This is a genomic window from Dorea sp. AF36-15AT (assembly GCF_003477705.1).
Taxonomy (GTDB): domain Bacteria; phylum Bacillota; class Clostridia; order Lachnospirales; family Lachnospiraceae; genus Claveliimonas; species Claveliimonas ammoniilytica.
Genome location: NZ_QUDV01000004.1, coordinates 124,166 through 145,989 on the forward strand (window position 1 = coordinate 124,166; position 21,824 = coordinate 145,989).

Annotated in this window: 20 protein-coding genes; 17 read left to right on the forward strand and 3 right to left on the reverse strand. The window is 41.4% G+C overall.

The genetic code is table 11. The features are described from left to right. Positions 1–372 precede the first annotated feature (372 nt). Positions 373–1,362 (forward strand): hypothetical protein, encoded by a 990-nt coding sequence (locus DWZ93_RS07985; RefSeq protein ID WP_118452510.1) that lies wholly within the window; start codon positions 373–375, stop codon positions 1,360–1,362. 46 nt (positions 1,363–1,408) lie between these two features. Here the strand turns inward: DWZ93_RS07985 and DWZ93_RS07990 are convergent, their stop codons facing one another. From DWZ93_RS07990 to DWZ93_RS08000, 3 genes are all read right to left on the reverse strand, one after another. Then, complete coding sequence (locus DWZ93_RS07990) at positions 1,409–2,065, reverse strand: YkgJ family cysteine cluster protein (protein ID WP_118452511.1); 657 nt, start codon at positions 2,063–2,065, stop codon at positions 1,409–1,411. A gap of 105 nt (positions 2,066–2,170) precedes the next feature. Then, positions 2,171–3,283 (reverse strand): glucose-1-phosphate adenylyltransferase subunit GlgD, encoded by a 1,113-nt coding sequence (glgD, locus tag DWZ93_RS07995; RefSeq protein WP_118452512.1) that lies wholly within the window; start codon positions 3,281–3,283, stop codon positions 2,171–2,173. Between the two features lies 1 nt (position 3,284). After that, a complete protein-coding gene (locus tag DWZ93_RS08000) occupies positions 3,285–4,424 on the reverse strand; it encodes a glucose-1-phosphate adenylyltransferase (protein ID WP_118452513.1) in 1,140 nt (379 codons plus the stop codon). 434 nt (positions 4,425–4,858) lie between these two features. On the opposite strand from DWZ93_RS08000, the gene DWZ93_RS08005 reads away from it, so the two are divergent. The 16 genes from DWZ93_RS08005 to wecB all read left to right on the forward strand — a co-directional run bounded on the left by DWZ93_RS08005 (position 4,859) and on the right by wecB (position 21,790). Beyond that, a complete protein-coding gene (locus DWZ93_RS08005; RefSeq protein WP_118452514.1) occupies positions 4,859–5,614 on the forward strand; it encodes a CpsB/CapC family capsule biosynthesis tyrosine phosphatase in 756 nt (251 codons plus the stop codon). After that, on the forward strand, positions 5,615–6,337 hold the full coding sequence (locus DWZ93_RS08010) for a YveK family protein (RefSeq protein ID WP_118452515.1): 723 nt from the start codon (positions 5,615–5,617) through the stop codon (positions 6,335–6,337). It begins immediately after the preceding gene. 37 nt (positions 6,338–6,374) lie between these two features. Continuing rightward, positions 6,375–7,058: a polysaccharide biosynthesis tyrosine autokinase gene (locus DWZ93_RS08015; RefSeq protein ID WP_118452592.1), complete on the forward strand. Its 684-nt coding sequence runs from the start codon at positions 6,375–6,377 to the stop codon at positions 7,056–7,058. A 3-nt stretch (positions 7,059–7,061) separates the two neighbouring features. Continuing rightward, on the forward strand, positions 7,062–8,039 hold the full coding sequence (locus tag DWZ93_RS08020) for an LCP family protein (protein WP_118452516.1): 978 nt from the start codon (positions 7,062–7,064) through the stop codon (positions 8,037–8,039). Between the two features lie 14 nt (positions 8,040–8,053). Beyond that, positions 8,054–8,815 carry a class B sortase gene (srtB, locus tag DWZ93_RS08025; RefSeq protein WP_118452517.1) on the forward strand — a complete coding sequence of 254 codons (762 nt, stop codon included), beginning with the start codon at positions 8,054–8,056 and terminating at the stop codon, positions 8,813–8,815. Between the two features lie 26 nt (positions 8,816–8,841). Beyond that, complete coding sequence (locus DWZ93_RS08030) at positions 8,842–9,489, forward strand: LPXTG cell wall anchor domain-containing protein (protein WP_118452518.1); 648 nt, start codon at positions 8,842–8,844, stop codon at positions 9,487–9,489. A 292-nt stretch (positions 9,490–9,781) separates the two neighbouring features. Further along, positions 9,782–11,233, forward strand: a complete 1,452-nt coding sequence (locus DWZ93_RS08035) for a sugar transferase (RefSeq protein ID WP_118452519.1) — start codon at positions 9,782–9,784, stop codon at positions 11,231–11,233. Positions 11,234–11,378: 145 nt separating this feature from the next. Continuing rightward, positions 11,379–12,452 carry a GDP-mannose 4,6-dehydratase gene (locus DWZ93_RS08040; RefSeq protein ID WP_199665909.1) on the forward strand — a complete coding sequence of 358 codons (1,074 nt, stop codon included), beginning with the start codon at positions 11,379–11,381 and terminating at the stop codon, positions 12,450–12,452. Between the two features lie 50 nt (positions 12,453–12,502). Further along, a complete protein-coding gene (locus DWZ93_RS08045) occupies positions 12,503–13,753 on the forward strand; it encodes a nucleotide sugar dehydrogenase (RefSeq protein WP_279220009.1) in 1,251 nt (416 codons plus the stop codon). An 18-nt stretch (positions 13,754–13,771) separates the two neighbouring features. Then, positions 13,772–14,944, forward strand: coding sequence for a glycosyltransferase family 4 protein (locus DWZ93_RS08050; protein ID WP_118452521.1), 1,173 nt, complete (start codon positions 13,772–13,774; stop codon positions 14,942–14,944). Then, the gene (locus DWZ93_RS08055) at positions 14,941–16,026 is read left to right on the forward strand and encodes a glycosyltransferase family 4 protein (protein ID WP_158574296.1); all 1,086 of its coding nucleotides are present in this window, start codon (positions 14,941–14,943) and stop codon (positions 16,024–16,026) included. Before DWZ93_RS08050 ends, DWZ93_RS08055 begins: the two co-directional genes overlap by 4 nt. Positions 16,027–16,028: 2 nt before the next feature. Next, on the forward strand, positions 16,029–16,952 hold the full coding sequence (locus DWZ93_RS08060; protein ID WP_118452523.1) for an ATP-grasp fold amidoligase family protein: 924 nt from the start codon (positions 16,029–16,031) through the stop codon (positions 16,950–16,952). A 30-nt stretch (positions 16,953–16,982) separates the two neighbouring features. Beyond that, complete coding sequence (locus DWZ93_RS08065) at positions 16,983–18,158, forward strand: glycosyltransferase (RefSeq protein ID WP_118452524.1); 1,176 nt, start codon at positions 16,983–16,985, stop codon at positions 18,156–18,158. Positions 18,159–18,196: 38 nt separating this feature from the next. Continuing rightward, a complete protein-coding gene (locus tag DWZ93_RS08070) occupies positions 18,197–19,351 on the forward strand; it encodes a glycosyltransferase (protein WP_158574297.1) in 1,155 nt (384 codons plus the stop codon). A 58-nt stretch (positions 19,352–19,409) separates the two neighbouring features. Continuing rightward, entirely contained in the window at positions 19,410–20,666 is a 1,257-nt protein-coding gene (locus tag DWZ93_RS08075) for a hypothetical protein (protein ID WP_118452526.1), read from the forward strand. A 14-nt stretch (positions 20,667–20,680) separates the two neighbouring features. After that, on the forward strand, positions 20,681–21,790 hold the full coding sequence (wecB, locus tag DWZ93_RS08080) for a non-hydrolyzing UDP-N-acetylglucosamine 2-epimerase (protein ID WP_118452527.1): 1,110 nt from the start codon (positions 20,681–20,683) through the stop codon (positions 21,788–21,790). Positions 21,791–21,824: the final 34 nt, after the last annotated feature.

Below are 21,824 nucleotides of genomic sequence, written 5' to 3' on the forward strand. Positions count from 1 at the left end.
CAGATTTTTTTCACTACAATAGCCGCTGTCTCAGTTACTTCTTTCAGCACTTCTATAAAAATATTGAAAACTTAAAAATCTCCGTCCGATACTGTTGACATATAATTAAAGTAGTGATAATATCATATGTAATCTATACAAGCGTTTGTAATCGCTCGCTCGAGCAAAATATAATGGTCAAAGACGTCAAATGGTAAAGTCGCCAATACTCAAAAACCAAGTGAATAAAATGGTAAAGTGTCAAAGCTACAGGCTCCTTGAAGTTTGTATGCTTAAAACGGTTGCAGAAAAGAATTATTTGTAGTATATTGATTATAGAAGTATCACAAACGAACCTCTTTTCTGCGCGGAAGGGAGGAATATGATACATTTATGGATATGATTCAGACTAAAGAAAACCGAGAGGTAAAGAACAGTGTATTTATTGACTTGTTTTGTTATGACCGGACGGCAGAAGATAATGTCATTTCTTTATATAATGCACTTCATGAAGAAACACTGCCAGAAGGGACGAGAGTCGAATGGATGCAGTTAGATAATGTCATATACATGACTTTGCGCAATGATGTGGCTTTTCAAGTGGATGGGAAAACGATGATATTTGCAGAACATCAATCGACGATTAATGAGAATATGCCATTGAGGAGCTTCTTGTATGCAGGAAGAGCATATGAACAGTTGGTGCCAGACAGAGGACGTTATAGGAAAAAACGAATTGCACTTCCATATCCAGAGTTTTATACATTTTATAACGGTAAGGAAAAATATATAAAAGAAACAATACTTCGCTTATCAGATTCGTATAAACAGAATCGGAATTCAGAAGCTATGCTGGAACTCATAGTTCGTGTTATTAATATTAATCTGGAAGAGCAGCATGAAATTTTGGAAAAATGTCCAATACTTAAAGAATATAGTCAATTAATGGCAATGATACGTGATAACCAGTGTCAAGGGAAGAAAGATGCATACAAAATAGCAATTCAGGAATGTATCAGTCAAGGAATACTAAAAGAGTACTTACAAAGAAAAGGAAGCGAGGTATGCAATATGTTAATAGCAGACTACAATTATGAATTAGATATGGAAGTTCAGAGAGAAGAAGCGAGAGAAGAGGGATTCGAGGAAGGCAGAATGGCAGGTATGGAGAAAGGGCTGTCAGAAGGTATGGAGAAAGGAATGGCAGAGGGAAGAGTAGAAGGCATACGAGAAGGCATACGAGAAGGCAGGCAAGAAGGTCGTAAAGAGATGATACTAAAAGTATACAGCGATGGAAAAACAATAGCAGAGATCGCGAATTTTCTTGGTGAGCCTGTAGAAGAGATAGAAAAGATTATCAATAGTTGCGAGTGGAGACAATAATATAAATCCCGAGCCCCTTTAATCTTGTATTAGAGGGGCTCATATTTTACATATGAAAGTACCGCTTTGCTTCGTTAAGTCTTCCGTGGAATGCTTCATAGAAGTCTTCGCAAGGCGCGAGGTAGAACTGCTGCAGTACGTACATACAGATGGAACGTATCTGTGTCTGATCCTCCATTCCGGCAATCCGTTCCTGAAGCGCTTTGAGGAAATAGTGCCAGTCACTGATGAACTGCTCGTAGGTGCGTATATCATCGGTATCCAGCCATTTATAGACTTTGATCTTGGCTTTGGACGGCTTCGGACATTCATGCACCTGCAGGAAATACCGGAAGCTGTCGTTTTCGTAGAAGCGTCCCAGAGGGAAGAGCCTGCAGATGCCAGGCCGGTATGCGTGGATGCTGCATCGACCCTGCCCGTTTAAGAATGGACAGGCATCGGCGCTTTCGGTCATCTTGAGGTTGGGGAGGATTAATCCATCTACGACATTCAGTTCTATATGCTGGGATAAAAGCGCTTCAAATGGAACACCAAGCCCTGTAGTAAGGCGGTGGACATCCAGCGGATCGAGGACGATAGACTTACCCATGCCCCGGCAGCAGGCGGAACATCCTTCACAGCCCTTACAGTCAGCCTTTACCATATCATTCGCATCATATAATTTGCCGTCGGAGATCTCCGACAGATCTACATTTCGTAACATAGTACTCCTTTACATGAATACAGACCTCAGACAATACTGAGGCCTGTTTTTCTTCTTTGAAATTGCAATGCCATATCGCATTAAAACCGGTATTGCTTAATATTTTTATAAGTGATCGCCGCGCTTCACATAACCCGGATGCTCCGGCGTACCCTTCACTTCTTTGATGTGATTGATACGTACATGCTTATCTACAACTACATTCTCCAGAACGGTATCCTCACCGATGACTACATCCGGAAGGATTACGCAGTTCTTCACTACAGCACCTTTTTTGATGATACAGCCACGGCTCAGAATGGAGTGGTCAATCGTGCCTTCGATGCGGCATCCGTTGGAAATAACAGATGCTTTGACATCTGCACCCTCCAGATACTGTGTCGGACAGCTATCGCTCGTACGTGTATAAATCGGCCAATCCGGATCGAACAGGCTGCGAGCGGTCTTGAGATCGATCAGAGACATGCTGGTGTCATAGTAACTCTTGAAATCAGTAATAGATCCAAAGTAACCACGATGAGCCACGCCACGGATATCCATTTCATTGCACATGAGATTCACCCAATCCATCAGAGAGTACATAGCAGATGTGTTATGAGCCTTCTTGATCATATCAATGAACAGGTCACGTCTCATGACATAGGTTCCTGCAAAAATCTGGCGATTCTTCGCTGTTCCACGGTTTGGTGTAATGGAAAGTACACCTTTTTGACGATTCAATTCCAGTGTCTGACAGGTTAAGAATTGTTCCTTTGCATTATCGGTAGAGTGATACAGCAGGGTAATGTCTGCACCAGACTCGATATGTTGGTCAAGCAGTTCTTTGAAATCCTGCTTGAAGATCATACAGCTGGAGGCGACGATCACATAATCATGGCAGGAATTTTCGATGACTTCGATATTGTCCATGTAAGCAGAGATATCATTGCTATACAGACTGTCCAGTTCATCCTCTGCAAAGAGCAGATGCAGCCTGCCACGCTTGGAGTTGATATTATATTGACGCCCGGTTCCCAGATGCTCGGCAAGTGAACGCGGTTTCCAGCGTGTGTATACGTGGATGTTTTCCATGCCGCTGTTACTGAAGTTAGAGATTGGGAAATCGATCACACGGTATCTGCCCAGGAAAGAGATAGCGCCGACAGACCGGTAATCCTGCAGACCGGTTACTTTTGTATGATTGCTGGCAAAATTAATAATACCAAGTGCACTGTTCATATTATTCGTCCCCCTTTACACGTTTTGATATTAATTCGATGTGTTCGCTGTCAGGAGAACCTACAACTGCACCGGCACCGATCCGTACGCCGTCAGCAATCAGAGCGCGGGTGACTACGGCACCTTCTTCTACGATAACATTCGGCATCAGCACCGAATCAATGATCTTAGCTTCCGGGGCAATGCGTGAGCCTGTAAAGAGCACGGAATTCCTGACCTCTCCCTCGATCACACAGCCCTGATTGATATACGCATGGCTGATCTTTGCATCCTCACCGATATACTGTGGCAGAGAATTGGTATCTTCTGTGTAGATCTTCCAGGTCGGATCACTCAGATCCAGCGGACTCGGAGCCTCTATGAGATCCATGTTGGCTTCCCAGAGAGAATCGATCGTACCAACATCCTTCCAATATCCTTTGAACTTATAAGCCATCAGCTTACGCTCATCTGCCAGAAGTGCCGGAATGATATCCTTACCAAAATCATGGTTAGACTCGGTATTCTTCATATCAGCTACCAGCATCTTGCGAAGCAGCTTCCAGTTAAATATGTAGATACCCATCGAAGCCAGATTACTCTTCGGCTGCGGCGGCTTCTCTTCAAACTCAATAATGCGTCCATCTTCATCCGTATTCATAATACCGAAACGGCTGGCTTCCTTCATAGGAACCTCAATAACCGCGATGGTCGCATCGGCATTATGCTCTTTATGATAAGAAAGCATCTTGTCATAATCCATCTTGTAAATGTGGTCGCCTGAAAGCACCAGCAGATACTCCGGACCGAAACCGTCGATGAAGTCGATATTCTGGGAAATCGCGTCTGCCGTACCTCTGTATACATCCAGGTTGGCATCCGCTTTCTCGCGCGGCGGCAATACGAAGACGCCACTGTCCTTGGCATCTAGTCCCCAACGACCGCCTGCAGCCACATAACTGTTCAGGATAACGGATTCATACTGTGTTAATACTCCCACTACATCAATACCGCTGTTGGCACAATTACTAATCGGGAAATCGATGATTCTATATTTTCCACCGTAGCCTACTGCGGGTTTGGCAACTTTATTCGTTAGTTCGTGCAAGCGAGAACCACGGCCGCCGGCCAGGATCATCGCTAACATTTCGTTGTGCTTCATAAAAATAACCCCTTTCCTTTCAATAATACTATAGAAATATTGTACAACTTTCTGAGGTTTATTTCTATAGAAATTGTGAAATAAAACCATTAAATTTAGGGGTGGAATATTTACATATCGAAAAATGGTAAAGAATACATAAAGATCGTGTTAAATGGTAAAAAGTGAAAAAATTTCGGGGGGGGGGGGGGTATTGACAAGCGGTAAAGGAAACGATAAAATAATACAAGGATTTGCTAAAATTATCCTAATTCTAAAGTACTACAACGAATGCAAGGATGAGAATGGCCATCGATTCAGAGGAGTATGGTTATGAAAGACATAAGAGGTTACAGACAGAATGATATAGATGATATAGATAAGGTAAGGCAGATTGTATGAAGTAGTATTGCGCAATCTGCCTTTTTTATTGACTATAAAGATGGGGAGTAACTATGAAAAAAGTCGAGATGCATTGTCACATCCTTCCGGGGATCGATGATGGTGCTGAAGATATGAAACAGAGCCTTCAGATGCTGCATATTGCTATGGAGCATGAGATCGTGGGTGCGATTGTTACGCCACATGGTTCTGCCAGGGATGCCTCTCGTGAACGGACAGAAAAGATCCGCAAGCTGTGCAGGATATTCCGGGCAAAGGCAGAGCAGCAATTCGATGTGATATTTCCGGTGTTTCCGGGACAGGAGATCCTGTATTCATCCGATATCAGAAGACTTCTGGATGAAGGAAAACTACTGACACTGGCAGACACCCGGTATGTGCTGGTGGAGTTTATGCCAGAGGTACCGTATTCGACATTATTTGCTGCGGTACGTGAACTCCGGATGGCTGGATATGTACCGATATTGGCACATGTGGAGCGGTATCATGTACTGCGGGAGGATGGAAGAATCGAAGAACTGATCCATGACGGAGCAAAGATTCAGATTAATTACAGTTCTGTAGGCGGAAGCTGGTACAGCAAGACCACCAGATGGTGTAGAAAGCAGCTGGAAGAGCAGAACGTGCATTTCTTATCTACGGATATGCATGATCCGCTGCACCGAAGTCCGGACACAGAAGCTGCGGAAAAGTGGATGCAGAAGCATCTGGAACCGGAGTATATCCGTATGCTGGTACATGGAAGTGCCAGAGAGATCTTAGAAGAGAAGAGACGAAAGAAATTAAAATCAGACAAAGGAACGAGATAAATGGAAAAAAGATACGAAAACGAAGAAATGGAAATAGACCTGCTGGAGCTTTTTTATGTGCTGCGGTCTAAGATTCTGGCAATTCTGATGTGCGGCATTATATTCGGCGGTCTGGCATTTGGCTATGCCAAATATCTGGTTACGCCACAGTACACATCATCTTCCATGATGCTGGTGCTCACCAAGGAGACAACTCTTAGTTCGCTGGCCGATTTACAGATCGGCTCTCAGCTGACAAAGGATTATTCGCTTTTAATAACCAGCCGCCCGGTACTTACCGAGGTGGTAGATAACCTGGATCTGGACATGGACTATAAGGCGTTGAAAAACTGTATCACAGTAACGAACCAGGACGATACACGTATCCTGCAGATCGCGGTGCAGTATCCGGATGCAAAGAAAGCAAAAGACATCGTAGATGAACTGTCAAATGTGGCATCAGAATATATCGGAGAACAGATGGAGGTTGCACCACCTAAGATCATCGAGACCGGCGAAGTGCCGACTGTCCGTTCGGATACGAGTGTGACGAAGACAACAGCTATGGGTATCCTGCTTGGCATGCTCCTCTGTGCAGGCGTGGTGGTAGTAAGAGCATTGATGGATGACACAATCCGCTCAGAAGAAGACATTGAGAAATATCTGGGATTATCCACGCTCAGCGTGATCCCGGACAGAAAGGATTATATAAATGGAACAGGAAAGAAGAAGTCAAAGAAGTGATGCACGTCAACAGACAAGAGTAAGACCGAGCGTCACGATGGTAGATCAGCGCAAAGAGAACTATCATTATGAAGAAGCGCTGAAGACACTGCGTACCAATATACAGTTTGCCGGAGCAGAGATTACATCCATTCTGGTAACCAGCTGTTATCCGAATGAAGGTAAGAGCGATATCGTATCACAGCTTGCCAAAGAGATGGGAAAAGCAGGCAAGAAGGTACTGCTGCTGGATGCGGATATCCGTAAGTCGGCATTTATCCAGAGATTCCAGATCGAGGGAGAGGTCAAGGGCTTATCCCAGTACCTCAGCGGACAGGTCGCAGTCAGAGATATCCTCTATACAACAAACTATGAGAATGTAGACATTATCTTTGCCGGCCCGGTAGCACCGAATCCATCGGAGCTTCTGGAAGGCAAGTTGTTTGCACATCTGGTAGAAGGACTGAGCCAGAGATATGATTACATCCTGATCGATACTCCACCGATGGCGAGCGTGATCGATGCTGCGATCGTTGGCGGTGTGTGTGACGGAGCAATACTTGTAATAGAAGATGGAACGGTAGGATACCGTACAGCACAGAAGGTCAAGGCACAGCTGGAAAAAAGTGGAAGCCGTGTGCTTGGGGCGGTGCTTAATAAGGTAGAAATGAAAAAAGGCAAGTACTATTCGTATGACAAGTATGGCAAATATAGCAAATACGGAAGGTATGGAAAGTATTAGACGATGAAAGCAAGAAGAGTAATCATTGGGATGCTGGTCATGGCCTTGTGTGGAACACTTGGCACAGTGGGATGTCAGAAGAAAAGCACAGAGACATCCGCCAAGTCGGATAAGACCAACGAAGAAAGTGAACCGACCATCCAGTGGCAGGGCAAGAAATGGGAATATAACAAGAATATCAGCAATTACCTGTTTGTAGGAGTTGATACCAGAGAACAGGCAGACACGCGTGTGGGACGAACAGATGCCGGACAGGCAGATGCGTTATTTCTGTTGTCGGTGAACCGTAAAAGCGGAGCAGTGACCATGATCTCGATTCCGCGGGATACGATGACGGCAGTAGAAAGCTTTGATCTGGAAGGCAACAGTCTGGGAACATCCACAGACCATATCAGTTTATCATACGGATATGGAGACGGAGGTCAGAAGAGTTGTAAGCTGACCCAGGAAGCAGTTGAGAATCTGATGTATGGCGTACCGATCCAGGGCTTTTTTGCATTGAATCTGGACGGACTGCCGGAACTGAGTAAAAGTGTGGGAGGTATCACAGTGACTGTGCCGGATGACAGTCTGGTAGACCAGCATCCGGAGTTTACAGCGGGTACAGAAGTGACATTGGATGAGGGTAACACAGAGATCTTCGTAAGAAGCAGAGATACCGAGACCAGTCAGAGCGCGATCGCCAGACTGGGACGCCAGAAGATATATATCCGTGCATTTGTGGATAAGGCAAAGGAGTTATACGCAGAAGATGCGGGCTATGCAGCGAAGCTGTATCAGGCACTCACACCATATATGGTGACAAATATCAGTCAGGACCGTCTGGTCAAATTAGTCCAGTCCATTGATCAGGATAAAGGATATGAGGAATGGACGATTCCAGGAGAAGGCGTGGAAGGAGAATCCTATGATGAATATCATGTGGATGATGATGCACTGTATGAACAGATCATACATACCTTCTACAAGGAAGTAAAGTAAAGGAGCATCAGGCTATGAAGAAGCGTACCGTGATTGCCGGCATTCTGGCACTTGCAGGAATCATATGTGCAGGTGTGGCAGGTTATCAGTACTATCAGGACAGACATGCGGGCAAAGAGTACGAAGACTTAAAAGAAAAAGTGGTGAAAGAAAAGCAGGAGGAAGAGCCGGAGGAAGAAGAAAAGACGCCTCTGGACATACCGATCGATTTTGAACAGCTGCAGAGTATGAATCCGGAGATCTATGCGTGGATCCGTATACCGGGATCAGTCATTGATTATCCGATCGTACAAAGTGATACAGACAATGCGTATTATCTGACTCACGACGCGGAAAATAAGGATAATGCAGCCGGAGCTATATTTACCGAAGATTATAATACAAAGACATTCGAAGATCCCAATACGGTCATCTATGGACATGGTATGACCAATGGCACGATGTTCAATGGACTGCATCAGTATATGGACCGCAGTTACTTTGACGAGAACCGGGACATTATCATATATATGCCGGATAAGATATTGCACTATAAGATATTTGCAGCGTATCTGTATGATAGCCGGCATTTGATGCAGAGCATCAACTTTAACAATAAAGAGATATTTCAGGCATATCTGGACAATGTGTTTAACATCCGGGATATGCAGGCAGCAGTCGATACGTCAATGAACGTGACGGCAGAAGACAAGATCATCACGCTGTCCACCTGTTATGGGGGGATGAGCGATAAAAGATATCTGGTGCAGGCAGTGCTCGTATCAGAGGAAAACTAAACGATGATAGAAGGAGGAAGATACCAATGAAGAAGAAACTTATCGGTATGGCGATGCTCGTAACATTAGCAGCAATGCAGGTTATGGGTGTGTCAGCAGCAGGAAGCAAGACTACAGGAATGGCAGTTACAGGTGATTCGAAGGAGTCTTATGCATTTGAAGATATGTCGGCGGCAACAGGACTTAGTGCCGATGTTGCAGACCTGATCAGTCAGATCAATGCAGGAACCAAGACTCTTGACGATCTGGGAAAGGCAGCACCGGAGATCGCTTCTGATCTGGAAGGCAAGAGCCTGATCACATCGTTTGAAGATCTGGTAGCACAGAATGGTGCTCCGACAACTGATGTAAAGGGTGTTAAAATTTCTGTGCCTGCACTGACAAGTGGAATGTCTGATGTGGCTATAGTTCACTATAGTACAACACGTTCTACATGGGAAGTTATTACACCGGACAGCGTAGACCTGGAGAACAAAGAAGTTACAGCTTCGTTCAAAGATCTGTCTCCAGTAGCAGTTATCGCTAAGGTAGATGCTTCTAAGGCAGCTGACAATGCCACAGGAACAGCTCCGAAGACAGGAGTAGAGGCTAACAACTCATGGATGGCATGGGGATGTGCAGCAGTAGTTCTTATGGCAGCAGCAGTTCTGACATTCAAAAAGAAAAGAGTGTAAGATAATATTCGGAGATAATCCGAAAAGGTAAGAAGCTGGCATAAGATATCTGGTATGTCAGCTTCTTAATTGAAGCGAAAGCAGTATGTGTGATTGATGATAATTTAAATAAATGGAAAAAATTCCATACGGGATTGTTTCTTAGTAGTATTGAATGTAATATACAAAGCTCTGTGGCGGACTTTGTATTTCTTATAAAAAGGCTTTGTTCGTTGGTAAGTCGGAGGAGTGTAACAGCTAGTTAAAACGAACGTAATAGGATCTGGGAAATGAGAAAAGAGGAAAGAAAAGTATGTATAGAAAAGATTCTGTTAGATGGATAAAACATGTGGATTTTATCATCTTGGATTTGATCTGCTTGCAGGTGGCGTTTGTTCTGGCGTATGCATTCAGCGGATATGGAGCTAATCCATACCAGCTAATTCTTTATAGAAATATGGCTATCTTTATGGAAGTAGCAGATCTGGTAGTGCTGTTTGTAATGGGGACGTTGAAAAACGTTCTGAAAAGAGGACATTATAAAGATTTTGTTGTAACCGCACAGCATGGAGTGATTCTTGGGGCAATTATGATACTATACTTGTTTATGCTTCAGGAAGGGCCGCGATATTCCAGACTGGCATTGGTGCTGAATATTGTGATCTATATCCCACTTACTTATCTGGTAAGAGAGCTGTGGAAACTTTTGCTTAGGAAGAAAATGAAAGATGGTGAAGATCGTTCCTTACTTCTGGTTGTTTCGGCAGATGTAGTGAGTGCAGTAGTAGAGAGTATGAAAGAGCATAATTATGCCAGGTATAAGATCGCCGGAATTGCTGTTATAGATAAGGAAATGACAGGAAAGTATATAGATGGCGTGAAAGTAGTTGCCAATATGGAAAACGTAGCAGAGTTTGTCTGCAAAGAATGGATTGATGAAGTTCTGATTGTGACATCCGGTGTAGTTCCATATCCCGAAGAACTGATCGAGCAGTTTACGGAAACCGGAGTAACCATGCATCTGAATCTTGCAAAGGTACAGAGCGCGCCGGGGAAAAAGCAATTTGTAGAAAAAGTTGGAGATTATACAGTACTGACTACCAGCATTAACTATGCATCTACAAGAGATCTGATGCTGAAACGACTGATGGATATTGCCGGAGGTCTGGCAGGATGCCTGATTACCGGAATCTTGTGTATATTTGTTGCTCCGGCAATTTACATAGCATCACCGGGACCGATCTTTTTTGCACAGGAACGTGTAGGAAAGAATGGAAAAAGATTTAAAATGTATAAATTCCGAAGCATGTATATGGATGCAGAAGAACGTAAGGCTGAACTGATGAAAGATAACAAACTTGGGGATGGCAAGATGTTTAAACTGGACTTTGATCCTCGTGTTATCGGAAATAAGACACTTCCGGATGGGACACATAAGAGAGGAATCGGTGATTTTATCAGACGAACAAGCTTGGATGAATTCCCGCAATTCTTTAACGTGTTACGTGGCGATATGTCGATTGTAGGTACTCGCCCACCTCTCATCTCAGAAACGAACTTGTATGAGCTTCACCATCGTGCAAGGCTGGCAATTAAGCCGGGGATCACCGGTATGTGGCAGGTAAGTGGACGAAGCGACATTACTGATTTTGAAGAAGTGGTTCGTCTTGACAAAGAGTATATCACAAACTGGAACATTGGCTTAGATATAAAAATATTGTTAAAAACAGTAATGGTAGTTCTTAGAAAAGATGGCTCGATGTAAAAGCTACAAGCAACAGCATTGAATGGTTCTTTTTTGCAGTGTTGGCAGAAGCGTTTGGAAAATATGATGTAGTGCATTTTCAGGCAGAAGGATCATGTGCGGTGAAGTAAGCAGGGTGATTCAACAAGGAGAATAAGAAGAAATGATGGAAAATAAGACAAAAATTGATCTAAAAAATAAGAGCGTTTTCATTACAGGTGCGGCGGGTTTCATTGGTTCTAACCTTGCGAAGCGGTTGCTCTCCACAGTGGAGGGGATTAAGGTCGTTGGTCTGGATAATATGAATCATTATTATGATGTTCGGCTGAAAGAGGCTCGACTGAATGAACTGGAGCAGTTTGAAAATTTCAGTTTTGTAAAAGGTAATCTGGCAGACAAGTCTGTGATTGGAGCTATCTTTGAGCAGTATAAACCGGAAATCGTTGTGAATCTCGGTGCGCAGGCTGGCGTTCGTTATTCTATTACAAACCCTGATGCGTATGTAGAAGCGAACTTGATTGGCTTCTATAACATTCTGGAAGCCTGCCGTCATTCTTATGATGAGGGACAGACATCGGTGGAGCATCTAGTTTATGCGTCAAGTTCTTCGGTTTATGGAAGTAATAAGAAAGTGCCTTACAGTACGGATGACAAGGTTGATAATCCGGTATCTTTGTATGCGGCAACCAAGAAATCTAATGAACTGATGGCTCATGCCTACTCGAAGTTGTATAATATTCCTTCTACTGGTTTGAGATTCTTCACAGTATATGGTCCTGCTGGTCGCCCTGATATGGCTTACTTTGGCTTTACTAACAAACTATTAAAGGGCGAAACGATTCAGATTTTCAACTACGGTAATTGCAAGCGCGACTTCACTTATGTGGATGATATTGTCGAGGGTGTTGTTCGTGTAATGCAAGGTGCGCCGGAGCGCAAGAATGGCGGAGATGGTTTGCCGGTTCCGCCGTATGCAGTTTATAACATCGGCAACCAGAACCCGGAGAATCTTTTGGATTTTGTACAGATTTTGCAGGAAGAATTGATTCGTGCTGGTGTTTTGCCAGAAGATTATGATTTTGAAGCACATAAGAAGCTAGTTCCAATGCAGCCGGGGGATGTGCCTGTGACTTATGCAGATACCAGTGCACTGGAGCATGACTTCGGATATAAACCATCTACTAGTCTGCGTGAGGGTTTGCGGAAGTTCGCTGAGTGGTATGCAAAGTTCTATAAATAAGTTTCATATCAAAAGTTTTGTTGAGTGTATGTATAGAGGAGATAATTATCATGAGAAATTTTGAAGATTTGAAAATTGCTGTGGCTGGTACTGGTTACGTAGGCCTTTCTATTGCGACATTGCTGTCTCAGCACCATCAGGTGACTGCTGTAGATATTGTCCCTGAAAAAGTGGAACTAATCAACAACAAAAAGTCTCCGATTCAGGATGACTATATTGAAAAATATCTTGCGGAGAAAGAGTTAAATTTGACAGCAACGCTGGATGCAAAAGAAGCATACTCGGATGCCGATTTCGTTGTTATTGCAGCTCCTACCAACTATGACAGTAAGAAAAATTTCTTTGACACCTCTGCGGTTGAAGCGGTTATCAAACTGGTTATTGAGTATAACCCGGAAGCTATTATGGTGATTAAGTCAACGATTCCTGTTGGATTCACCGCAAGCGTTCGTGAAAAGTATCACTGCGACAACATTATTTTCAGCCCAGAGTTCTTGCGTGAGAGTAAGGCTCTGTATGACAACTTGTATCCGAGCCGTATTATCGTTGGTACCGATGTGGAGAATGCTCGTCTGGTAAAGGCAGCACACACTTTTGCGGATCTTCTGCAGGAAGGCGCTATTAAGGAGAATATAGACACTCTGTTCATGGGATTTACCGAGGCGGAAGCTGTTAAGTTGTTTGCCAATACTTATTTAGCTCTACGCGTCAGCTACTTCAACGAACTGGATACTTATGCTGAAATGAAGGGACTGAACACACAGCAGATTATTAATGGTGTCTGCCTCGATCCTCGTATCGGTACTCATTACAATAACCCTAGCTTCGGATACGGCGGGTACTGCCTGCCCAAGGACACTAAACAGCTACTCGCAAATTATGCCGACGTGCCGGAAAATCTGATTGAAGCAATCGTTGAATCCAATCGCACTCGTAAAGATTTTATTGCGGATCGTGTGCTTGAAATTGCGGGTGCTTACGAAGCAAATGATAGCTGGGATGAGAGCAAAGAAAAAGATGTTGTGGTTGGCGTTTATCGCTTGACGATGAAGAGCAACAGCGATAACTTCCGTCAGAGTTCTATCCAGGGGGTCATGAAACGTATCAAGGCTAAAGGCGCAACGGTTATTATCTATGAGCCGACTCTGAAAGATGGTGAAAAGTTCTTCGGCAGCGTTGTGGTTAATGATTTGAACGAGTTCAAGAAAAAGAGTCAGGCCATTATTGCAAACCGATATGATAAGTGTCTTGATGATGTGGAAGAGAAGGTTTATACGAGAGACATTTTCCAGAGAGATTAATTAGTTGAGGGTGGAGTAATGAAAATTGCAATAATTGGACATAAACGTATACCGTCAAACGAAGGTGGAATAGAGAAGGGCGTAGAGCAACATGCGGTCCGAATGGTCAAAAGAGGGCATGGCGTAACTGCGTATAATCGCGGTGGCCATAATGTGTTTGGAAAGGAATTTGACTGTAAAAAGCAAAAAGAATACAAGGGTATTCGGATTGTAACGATTCCAACAACAAAGGGGGCTGCCTCAGTCCCAATTTATTCGTTTCTTGCAACGATTCATGCAGCATTCAGCCGGTATGATTGTGTGAGTTTCCGTGCATCAGGATCATGTGCTATGATTCCACTTGCTAAACTTTTTGGGTTACGAGTAGTGGCATCGCTACATGGTATAGATAGCCAAAGAGATAAGTGGGGCGGGTTTGCATCAAAATACCTTGAATTTGGAGAGCGAATGGCTGCAACAAAAGCAGATGTGTGCTTGGTGCTTTCCAAAAACATGAAAGAATATATTGACACAAAATATGGAGTGAATTCGATTCTATTTGCGAATGGTATCGATAAGCCCAAAAGTCATATACCTGAAATCATTAAAGAAAAATACGGATTGGAAAAGGATGAATATATTTTATCCTTGGGAAGAATTGTTCCGGAAAAGGGATTACAGTATCTGATCGAAGCATTCAAAAACTGTAAGACTGAAAAAAAACTAGTGATCGCCGGTGGATCGGAGTCTAACAAGGATTATTATAACCAGCTGTTGGCACTAGCAAATGGCGATAAGAGAATCATTTTTACAGGCTATGTATATGGTCAGGAAGTGCAAGAACTTTATAGCAATGCTTATATTTTTGCGTTGCCGAGCAACCTGGAAGGAATGGCGAATGCATTGTTGGAGGCAATGAGTTATGGGAATTGCTGCCTGATTAGTGATATTCCGGAAAATACGGAAGTGGTTCATGAAAAGGCAATGTGGTTTAAAAAGGGCAATACTGTAGATTTACAAAAAAAGTTGCAGACGCTTTTGGGTGATTCGGAACTTGTAAAAAAATATAAAATAGAAGCAACTCCGTACATCTTGGAAAAATATAATTGGGATATTGTTGTTGACCAGATGCTACGAGTCTATGCTGGCGATGTTGTAGATTACAATACGGTATTGCAGGAAAGAGAATGCAACAGTGGGGGAAAAAGATGAAAGTAGATTTTTATATCAGTAGTCTCTCTAGTGGAGGAGCAGAACACGTATTGACGAATCTGGCAGCGAATTTTGTAGCGAATGATATGGATGTTAGTATAACATCCTACGAGAAACGCCCACAGTTCTATGAAGTTGCATCGAATGTGAAGCTTAATAAGTATAACTTCACAAATAAGAGCAAGTTGGCAGAATGGTTTTGCGATTTTCGCGCCACGAAAAAGCATTTGAGGGAAAGAACGGCAGACGTTGCAATTTCTTTCTTGAGTAGATGTAATTTTATGCTGATTCTAGCAGGCTTGTTTTCTAAAACAAAGATCATTGTCTGTGATCGCAATAATCTGCTGCGAAAATATCCAAAATATGTTTTTGATATGACCTGCTTCCTGTATCGGTTTGCTGATATTGTTTGTGTGCAGACCAATGAGATGAAAGCATTCTATCCGCACTATTTGCAAAAAAAGATTGTGGTTTTGGAAAATCCGCTGGATTTTGATGAGATGGCGGCACAGTGTGAAGGGCACAATCCTGAAAAAGAAAATACGGTGATTTCGGTTGGACGATTGGAGAAACAAAAGGATTTTGTTACGCTGATTAAAGCTTATAAAAAGGTGGCCAAATCGTATCCGAATTGGAAATTGAAAATTTTTGGGCAAGGCAACCGTAAAGATGAGCTGCAAAGTCTGATTGAGCAAGAAAACTTAACGGAAAATGTCAAATTATGTGGTGTGACGCACACCCCATTCCTTGAAATGAAAAAAGCGAAGATTTTTGTGCTTTCGTCTTTTTATGAGGGGTTTCCAAACGTACTTTGCGAGGCAATGCATGCGGGATTGCCGTGCATTTCAACAAAATGTGAATGCGGTCCATCTGAGCTAATCGATAATGAGAAAAGTGGGTTCCTGGTACAAATTGGCAATATAGATCAGATGGCGGAAAAGATTATAGTATTGATAGAAAATGAAAACTTACGCAAAACGATAGGAGAAGAAGCTGAAAAATCGACGAAGCGGTTGAGTAGAGAAGTTATCTGCAAAAAGTGGAGAGAACTTGTTTATCGAGTGAGCGGAGAGGTTCAATAAGTATGAGTAATATTGTAAAAAAAGTAATTGGCGTGTTAAAAAGCCCTAAAAAAAGAACGATTATATTGGCGCAACATGGATTTTTCAAGAATATGAGCGATGAGGATTTTCTGAAGATGCAATTCAAGAATGTTTTCGGGTATCCGCTGAATTTGGAAAATCCGAAAACATACAGCGAAAGGCTTCAGTGGCTGAAACTGTACGATAGAAAACCGGAATACACCATGATGGTGGATAAGTATGAAGTAAAGAAGTATGTGGCTTCTAAAATTGGTAATGAACATATTATCAAGACGCTGGGAGTATGGGAACATTTTGATGATATTGATTTTTCACAGCTTCCGAAACAGTTTGTCCTAAAATGCACGCATGATTCGGGTGGATTGGTTATTTGCACCGATAAATCAAAACTGAATATAGCTGCCGCAAAGAAAAAAATAGAGAAGAGTCTGAAAAATGACTATTATATGCAAAACAGAGAGTGGCCATATAAAAATGTAAAGCGTAGAATTATCGCAGAAGAATACATGGTCGATGAATCAGGCTATGAGTTAAAGGATTATAAGATTTTTGCTTTTGATGGTGAAGCAAAGGCGATGTTTATTGCATCGGATCGCACAAATCTGAACGAAGAGACAAAGTTTGATTTCTTTGATATGGATTTTAACCATCTGCCATTTACGAATGGTCATCCGAACTCCAAAGAGTGGGATAAGATCAAACGTCCTAAGGGACTGGATGAAATGAAGAAATATGCGGAGATCTTGTCGAAGGGACTGCCGGAAGCGCGGATCGACTTTTACGACATCAATGGCAAAGTGTATTTCGGAGAGATTACCTTTTTCCATTGGAGCGGATTCGAACGCTTTGAACCGGCAGAATGGGATAAAAAATTTGGCTCTTGGATTACCTTGCCAACAAAATAAAAGAAGAATGGGGAGGCAAGAGCAGGAGTAATGAAAAAAAGAAACGTTTTATTTGTAATGAGTAGCCTAAGAAATGGTGGAGCTGAGAGAAGTCTGGTAAACTTATTACAGTTGCTGGACTATGATCGGTATAATGTGGATCTGCTGCTGTTTCAGAATGAGGGAATGTTTTTAAAGCAAGTTCCCAAAGCGGTGAATATCATCTCGAATTGCAATAAATTGTATACACTGTATGATAACAACAAAGCAGAGGCGTTGAAACATCCATATCTTTCGGCTGTTCATATGATAGGAACTTTTATCTCTCGCAAAAAAACAAACTCTATTGCGAAAAGTCGCCAATACAGGTGGGAGCATTTTTACAAAAAAATTGTACCAGAACTCACAAAAGAATACGATGTGGCAATCGCTTATATGCAGCGCGAACAAACATATTTCCTTGTAGATAAAGTAAAAGCTGCAAAGAAGATTACATGGGTGCATAATGAATATTCTCAGCTTGGGCATTTTAAAGAAATGGACCTTGAGTATTTTGAAAAAGTAGACAAGGTGGTAACGATATCTGATTTGTGTGCCAAAGACCTGAAGAAAAACTTCCCGAGCATCGCAGAAAAATTTGTGGTTTTACCTAACCTGACATCTTCTCAGGTTATAAGAAGCTTGGCAAAAGAATTTTATCCGCCTGAATTTAAAAGAGATATGTTGAATATCGTATCAATTGGAAGACTGAACGCGCAAAAAGGATTTGAATTTGCACTGGATGCAGCTTTGGAATTGAAAAAATCCAAAGTGAAGTTTCATTGGGTTGTTTTAGGAATCGGAAGTTTAAAGGAAGAATTAGAAGAAAAACGAGAAGAATTGGGAGTGCAAGACTGTTTTGAATTTATAGGGGCACGGGAAAATCCCTACGCATACATGAAAAATGCAGATGTGTTAGTTCAGACATCTCGCTTTGAGGGAAAATCCGTGGTTTTAGATGAAGGAAAAATTTTGTGCTGCCCGATTGTTACAACAAATTATCCTACGGTATATGATCAGATCAACAAGGATGAAGGCGTTATTGTAGGAATGAACGGCAAGGAAATTGCTGATGGTATCCTAAAAATATTGAAAGATCCTCATCAGTATTCGGAATACCTATCTCAGCATGAGTATGGAAACGAAAAAGAAATTGAGGGATATTATCAGCTTTTCAATTTGCAATAAAAGCGGAAAACAGTTTAAAGTATATGAGAGGTATTGCAATGTTTGACAAGAAAAAAAATACGATAAGAATTTTTATTTATGAAAATGTTATGTTGTATCCGCCAACAATCAATTTGATAGAATGCCTTTTGAACAATGGCTATAAAGTGCATTTGGTGGCTGAGGGTGTTCGGGATCTTCCAGCAATAATTAAAGAAAATAGACAATTTTCGTATACAGAAATAAAGGCGGTCAAAAACAGTAACATATTTTTGCGCTTGAAAAAAAGAGGCGTAAAAACCAAAGGATATCGAGCGGCGCTGAAAGATACTATGGATGGAGATATCGTGTGGACTGTTAATCCGAGCGTTGTAAGAACTTTGGGAAAAGAATTGCTAGAATATAGTGACAGACATGTAATGCAGCTAATGGAATTGACAGATACATATCCAATGTTCCGAGGCGCAAAAATTTTAAAATTTAATATTAAGCATTATGCTCAAGAGGCATGGAAAATTGTTGTTCCAGAAGAAAATAGAGCATATATACAAAAAGTCGGCTGGAATTTGGAAAAGCTCCCCTATGTTTTGCCCAATAAACCGTACTATCTCAAGAGTGGCGAAGTACAAGAAGATATGCTTCCTGTAATTGAGGAGATGAAAAGGGAAAAACGTAAAAAAATCATTTATCTGGGAGTTATCAGTGCAGATAGAGATTTGCAATCCTTTGCAGAAGCTGTCGAAAGAGTAAAAAAGGACTATTGCCTGTATTTGTTCGGCAAGTTCAGAGGAGATGGCGCAGAAGAATTTAAGAAGCTGTGCGATGGTTATTCTTCCTTAAAATATATGGGATTTTTCAATCCGCCGAAACATTTGGAGTTTTTAAAATATGCGGATATTGCGCTGGTTCCTTATAAGCCGGGAGAAATCGAAGGCAGTGGCTTTACAATTCTGAATGCGCTGTATTGTGCACCAAATAAAATTTACGAATATGCAGGCTGCAATATTCCGATGATAGGTACAGATGTATTGGGATTAAGAGAACCGTTTGAAAAGTATAATATCGGTGTTTGCTGTAGAGATTTGAAGCCGGAAACCATTATAGATGCAATTCGATACGTGGATGCCAACCATGATGAAATGGTTAAAAACTCAAAAGCTTTTTTTGATAGTGTTGATTTGGATTACATTGTAAACTCGATAGTAAATGATTGAAATATTGAAGGAGGCTGATGTTGTTCGATGGTTATTCATTGGATAGGAGAAAATAGATATGGGAAAAGTTAAGATCTCACAATTGTTCAAAGTGATTATTTGCGCAGTGACATTATATACATTAGGGTTTGATAAAATAATTACGTTGCCAGGAAGCTCCTTTGTCTATGAGATTTTAATTGCAGCGATAGGCGTTTTATTAGCACTATACGTGAAAAATAAGACTCGCTCAAATATGAATTTAAGAATGCAGTGCAAAGCATTATCAAACTATTTGATGATTTACCTAGTGATTATTTTAATAGAAATGATCTACTCGGTGATTGCGTACGAATATAACATTGTACAGCTATTAATAATCATCAGAAAGTATTTTTATGTTTTTTATTCATATCCAATCATCTATATTTTTACTATGGATGACGATATGTATAAATTCACAAAAACAATATATTGGACTTCAATGTTTCTTCTTGGAATTAAATTTATTACATGGTATTTGTATAATTTCAAGGGAATGACAGTTTTTTCGGGGTTGTTATTCCAGTACTCTGAGGGATGGACACGAAACGGCTTTATGCGAATGGATACAGGGGCGTTATTTGGCATTGTATTATGTGTGACCCTTTACTATTGTTTTGTGAAAAAACAGTTGTTGTATTGGCTTGTTTTGGCGTTCTTATATGTATACTTGATCTTTGTGACGCAATATAGGTTTCAGATAATAGTAACGATTATTTTAACGGCATATGGATATTATTGCTCAACAGATTCCAACAGAAAAAAGAACGTCAAACTGGTGGCGATTTCATTTATTATTATTGCGTTTATCCTTTTTGGAGGCTTAGATTATTTTCTGAATTTGTTTTCGCTTAATGGTATGGACGGAGGTTCTACAGCAGCAAGATTACTAACGATCGATCATTATTGGAGCTTGATTAAAGAAAAGGATGCCATTTTAGGAGTAGGATTCTTATCAGCATATACTAATAAGGCGTTTAGTATTTTAAGAAGATCCGGTACAGATAGATTTTGGCTGGAAGATATTGGGATTTTGGGTGGAATTTTTACATATGGAATCTTATCGTTGTTATTATACGGAAAATTGTTTTTTGATTCAATGAAAAGAACATTTACTTCTCATAGAATTAGGAAGATTGAGGGTGGAGATGATTGCTTTAAAAAATGTATTGTTGTGTATATGATACTATCCTGCATTTTGCTTAATATTTTTGATACACAACGAATGTGGTGTATGCCATTTTATTTAAGCATTGTATATTTTACAAAAAATTCACTCAAAAGTAATAAATAAAAAGGAGTAATTGTATGAAAAAGAAAGTGATGTTAGTTTTTGGTACAAGACCAGAAGCAATAAAAATGTGTCCGTTGGTAAATGAACTAAAAAAAAGAGAAACCTTAGAAACCATCGTTTGTGTTACAGGTCAACACCGGCAGATGTTGGATCAGGTGCTGGAAACTTTTAATGTTGTTCCGGATTATGATTTGGCAATTATGAAACAGGGTCAAACATTGTTTGATATTACGACTGGTATTTTGGAAAAAATCAAAGCGGTTTTAGAGAATGTGAAACCTGATATCGTTTTGGTTCATGGTGATACCACGACGACCTTTGTAACAGCATTGGCTTGCTTCTATTTGCAAATTCCGGTCGGACATGTGGAGGCCGGTTTGCGTACCTACAATATTTACAGCCCGTATCCAGAAGAATTCAATCGTCAGGCAGTCGGAATTATCAGTAAGTATAATTTTGCTCCCACTGAACTGGCAAAAAAGCATTTGTTGGACGAGGGGAAAGATGCAACATCCATTTATGTGACGGGGAATACCGTGATTGACGCCATGCAGCATACAGTAATTGCGGATTACCATCATCCGGAATTGGATTGGGTAGGCGACAGTAGGATGATTTTTATTACTGCGCATAGAAGAGAAAATCTTGGCCAGCCGATGCACAATATGTTCAGAGCGATTCGGCGGGTTTTAAATGAACATCCGGATGTAAAAGCTATTTATCCGATCCATATGAATCCGATCGTCCGAAAAGCTGCCGATGAAGAGCTGGGAGATTGTAACCAAATCCATATCATTGATCCCATTGAGGTATTCGATTGTCATAATTTTGAAGCTAGATGCTTTTTGTGCCTTACAGATTCTGGTGGAATCCAAGAGGAATGCCCTTCCTACGGAAAACCGGTTCTTGTTATGAGAGATACTACGGAGCGTCCGGAAGGCGTTGATGCTGGAACATTGAAATTAGTTGGGACCAGTGAGGAAAAAATATATGAGTGGTTTACAAAACTGCTCGATAATGAAGAAGAATATGCAAAGATGGCACATGCTGCCAATCCGTATGGAGATGGCCATGCTTGTGAAAGAATTGCAGACATTTTGGAAAAAGGATATACTTCTATTTGATGTTTGCATGGAAATGACTGTATTGAGATAGTAT

What these genes read in the sequence shown, in the direction of transcription:
- DWZ93_RS08055 (WP_158574296.1), top strand. Translation starts at nt 14,941, where the DNA reads ATGAAAGTAGATTTTTATATCAGTAGTCTCTCTAGTGGAGGAGCAGAA.
- srtB (WP_118452517.1), top strand. Translation starts at nt 8,054, where the DNA reads ATGAAGAAGCGTACCGTGATTGCCGGCATTCTGGCACTTGCAGGAATC.
- DWZ93_RS08065 (WP_118452524.1), top strand. Translation starts at nt 16,983, where the DNA reads ATGAAAAAAAGAAACGTTTTATTTGTAATGAGTAGCCTAAGAAATGGT.
- DWZ93_RS08075 (WP_118452526.1), top strand. Translation starts at nt 19,410, where the DNA reads ATGGGAAAAGTTAAGATCTCACAATTGTTCAAAGTGATTATTTGCGCA.
- wecB (WP_118452527.1), top strand. Translation starts at nt 20,681, where the DNA reads ATGAAAAAGAAAGTGATGTTAGTTTTTGGTACAAGACCAGAAGCAATA.
- DWZ93_RS08030 (WP_118452518.1), top strand. Translation starts at nt 8,842, where the DNA reads ATGAAGAAGAAACTTATCGGTATGGCGATGCTCGTAACATTAGCAGCA.
- DWZ93_RS07985 (WP_118452510.1), top strand. Translation starts at nt 373, where the DNA reads ATGGATATGATTCAGACTAAAGAAAACCGAGAGGTAAAGAACAGTGTA.
- DWZ93_RS08010 (WP_118452515.1), top strand. Translation starts at nt 5,615, where the DNA reads ATGGAAAAAAGATACGAAAACGAAGAAATGGAAATAGACCTGCTGGAG.
- DWZ93_RS08020 (WP_118452516.1), top strand. Translation starts at nt 7,062, where the DNA reads ATGAAAGCAAGAAGAGTAATCATTGGGATGCTGGTCATGGCCTTGTGT.
- DWZ93_RS08000 (WP_118452513.1), bottom strand. Translation starts at nt 4,424, where the DNA reads ATGAAGCACAACGAAATGTTAGCGATGATCCTGGCCGGCGGCCGTGGT.
- DWZ93_RS08035 (WP_118452519.1), top strand. Translation starts at nt 9,782, where the DNA reads ATGTATAGAAAAGATTCTGTTAGATGGATAAAACATGTGGATTTTATC.
- DWZ93_RS08045 (WP_279220009.1), top strand. Translation starts at nt 12,503, where the DNA reads ATGAGAAATTTTGAAGATTTGAAAATTGCTGTGGCTGGTACTGGTTAC.
- DWZ93_RS08015 (WP_118452592.1), top strand. Translation starts at nt 6,375, where the DNA reads ATGGTAGATCAGCGCAAAGAGAACTATCATTATGAAGAAGCGCTGAAG.
- DWZ93_RS08040 (WP_199665909.1), top strand. Translation starts at nt 11,379, where the DNA reads ATGGAAAATAAGACAAAAATTGATCTAAAAAATAAGAGCGTTTTCATT.
- glgD (WP_118452512.1), bottom strand. Translation starts at nt 3,283, where the DNA reads ATGAACAGTGCACTTGGTATTATTAATTTTGCCAGCAATCATACAAAA.
- DWZ93_RS08050 (WP_118452521.1), top strand. Translation starts at nt 13,772, where the DNA reads ATGAAAATTGCAATAATTGGACATAAACGTATACCGTCAAACGAAGGT.
- DWZ93_RS07990 (WP_118452511.1), bottom strand. Translation starts at nt 2,065, where the DNA reads ATGTTACGAAATGTAGATCTGTCGGAGATCTCCGACGGCAAATTATAT.
- DWZ93_RS08060 (WP_118452523.1), top strand. Translation starts at nt 16,029, where the DNA reads ATGAGTAATATTGTAAAAAAAGTAATTGGCGTGTTAAAAAGCCCTAAA.
- DWZ93_RS08070 (WP_158574297.1), top strand. Translation starts at nt 18,197, where the DNA reads ATGTTTGACAAGAAAAAAAATACGATAAGAATTTTTATTTATGAAAAT.
- DWZ93_RS08005 (WP_118452514.1), top strand. Translation starts at nt 4,859, where the DNA reads ATGAAAAAAGTCGAGATGCATTGTCACATCCTTCCGGGGATCGATGAT.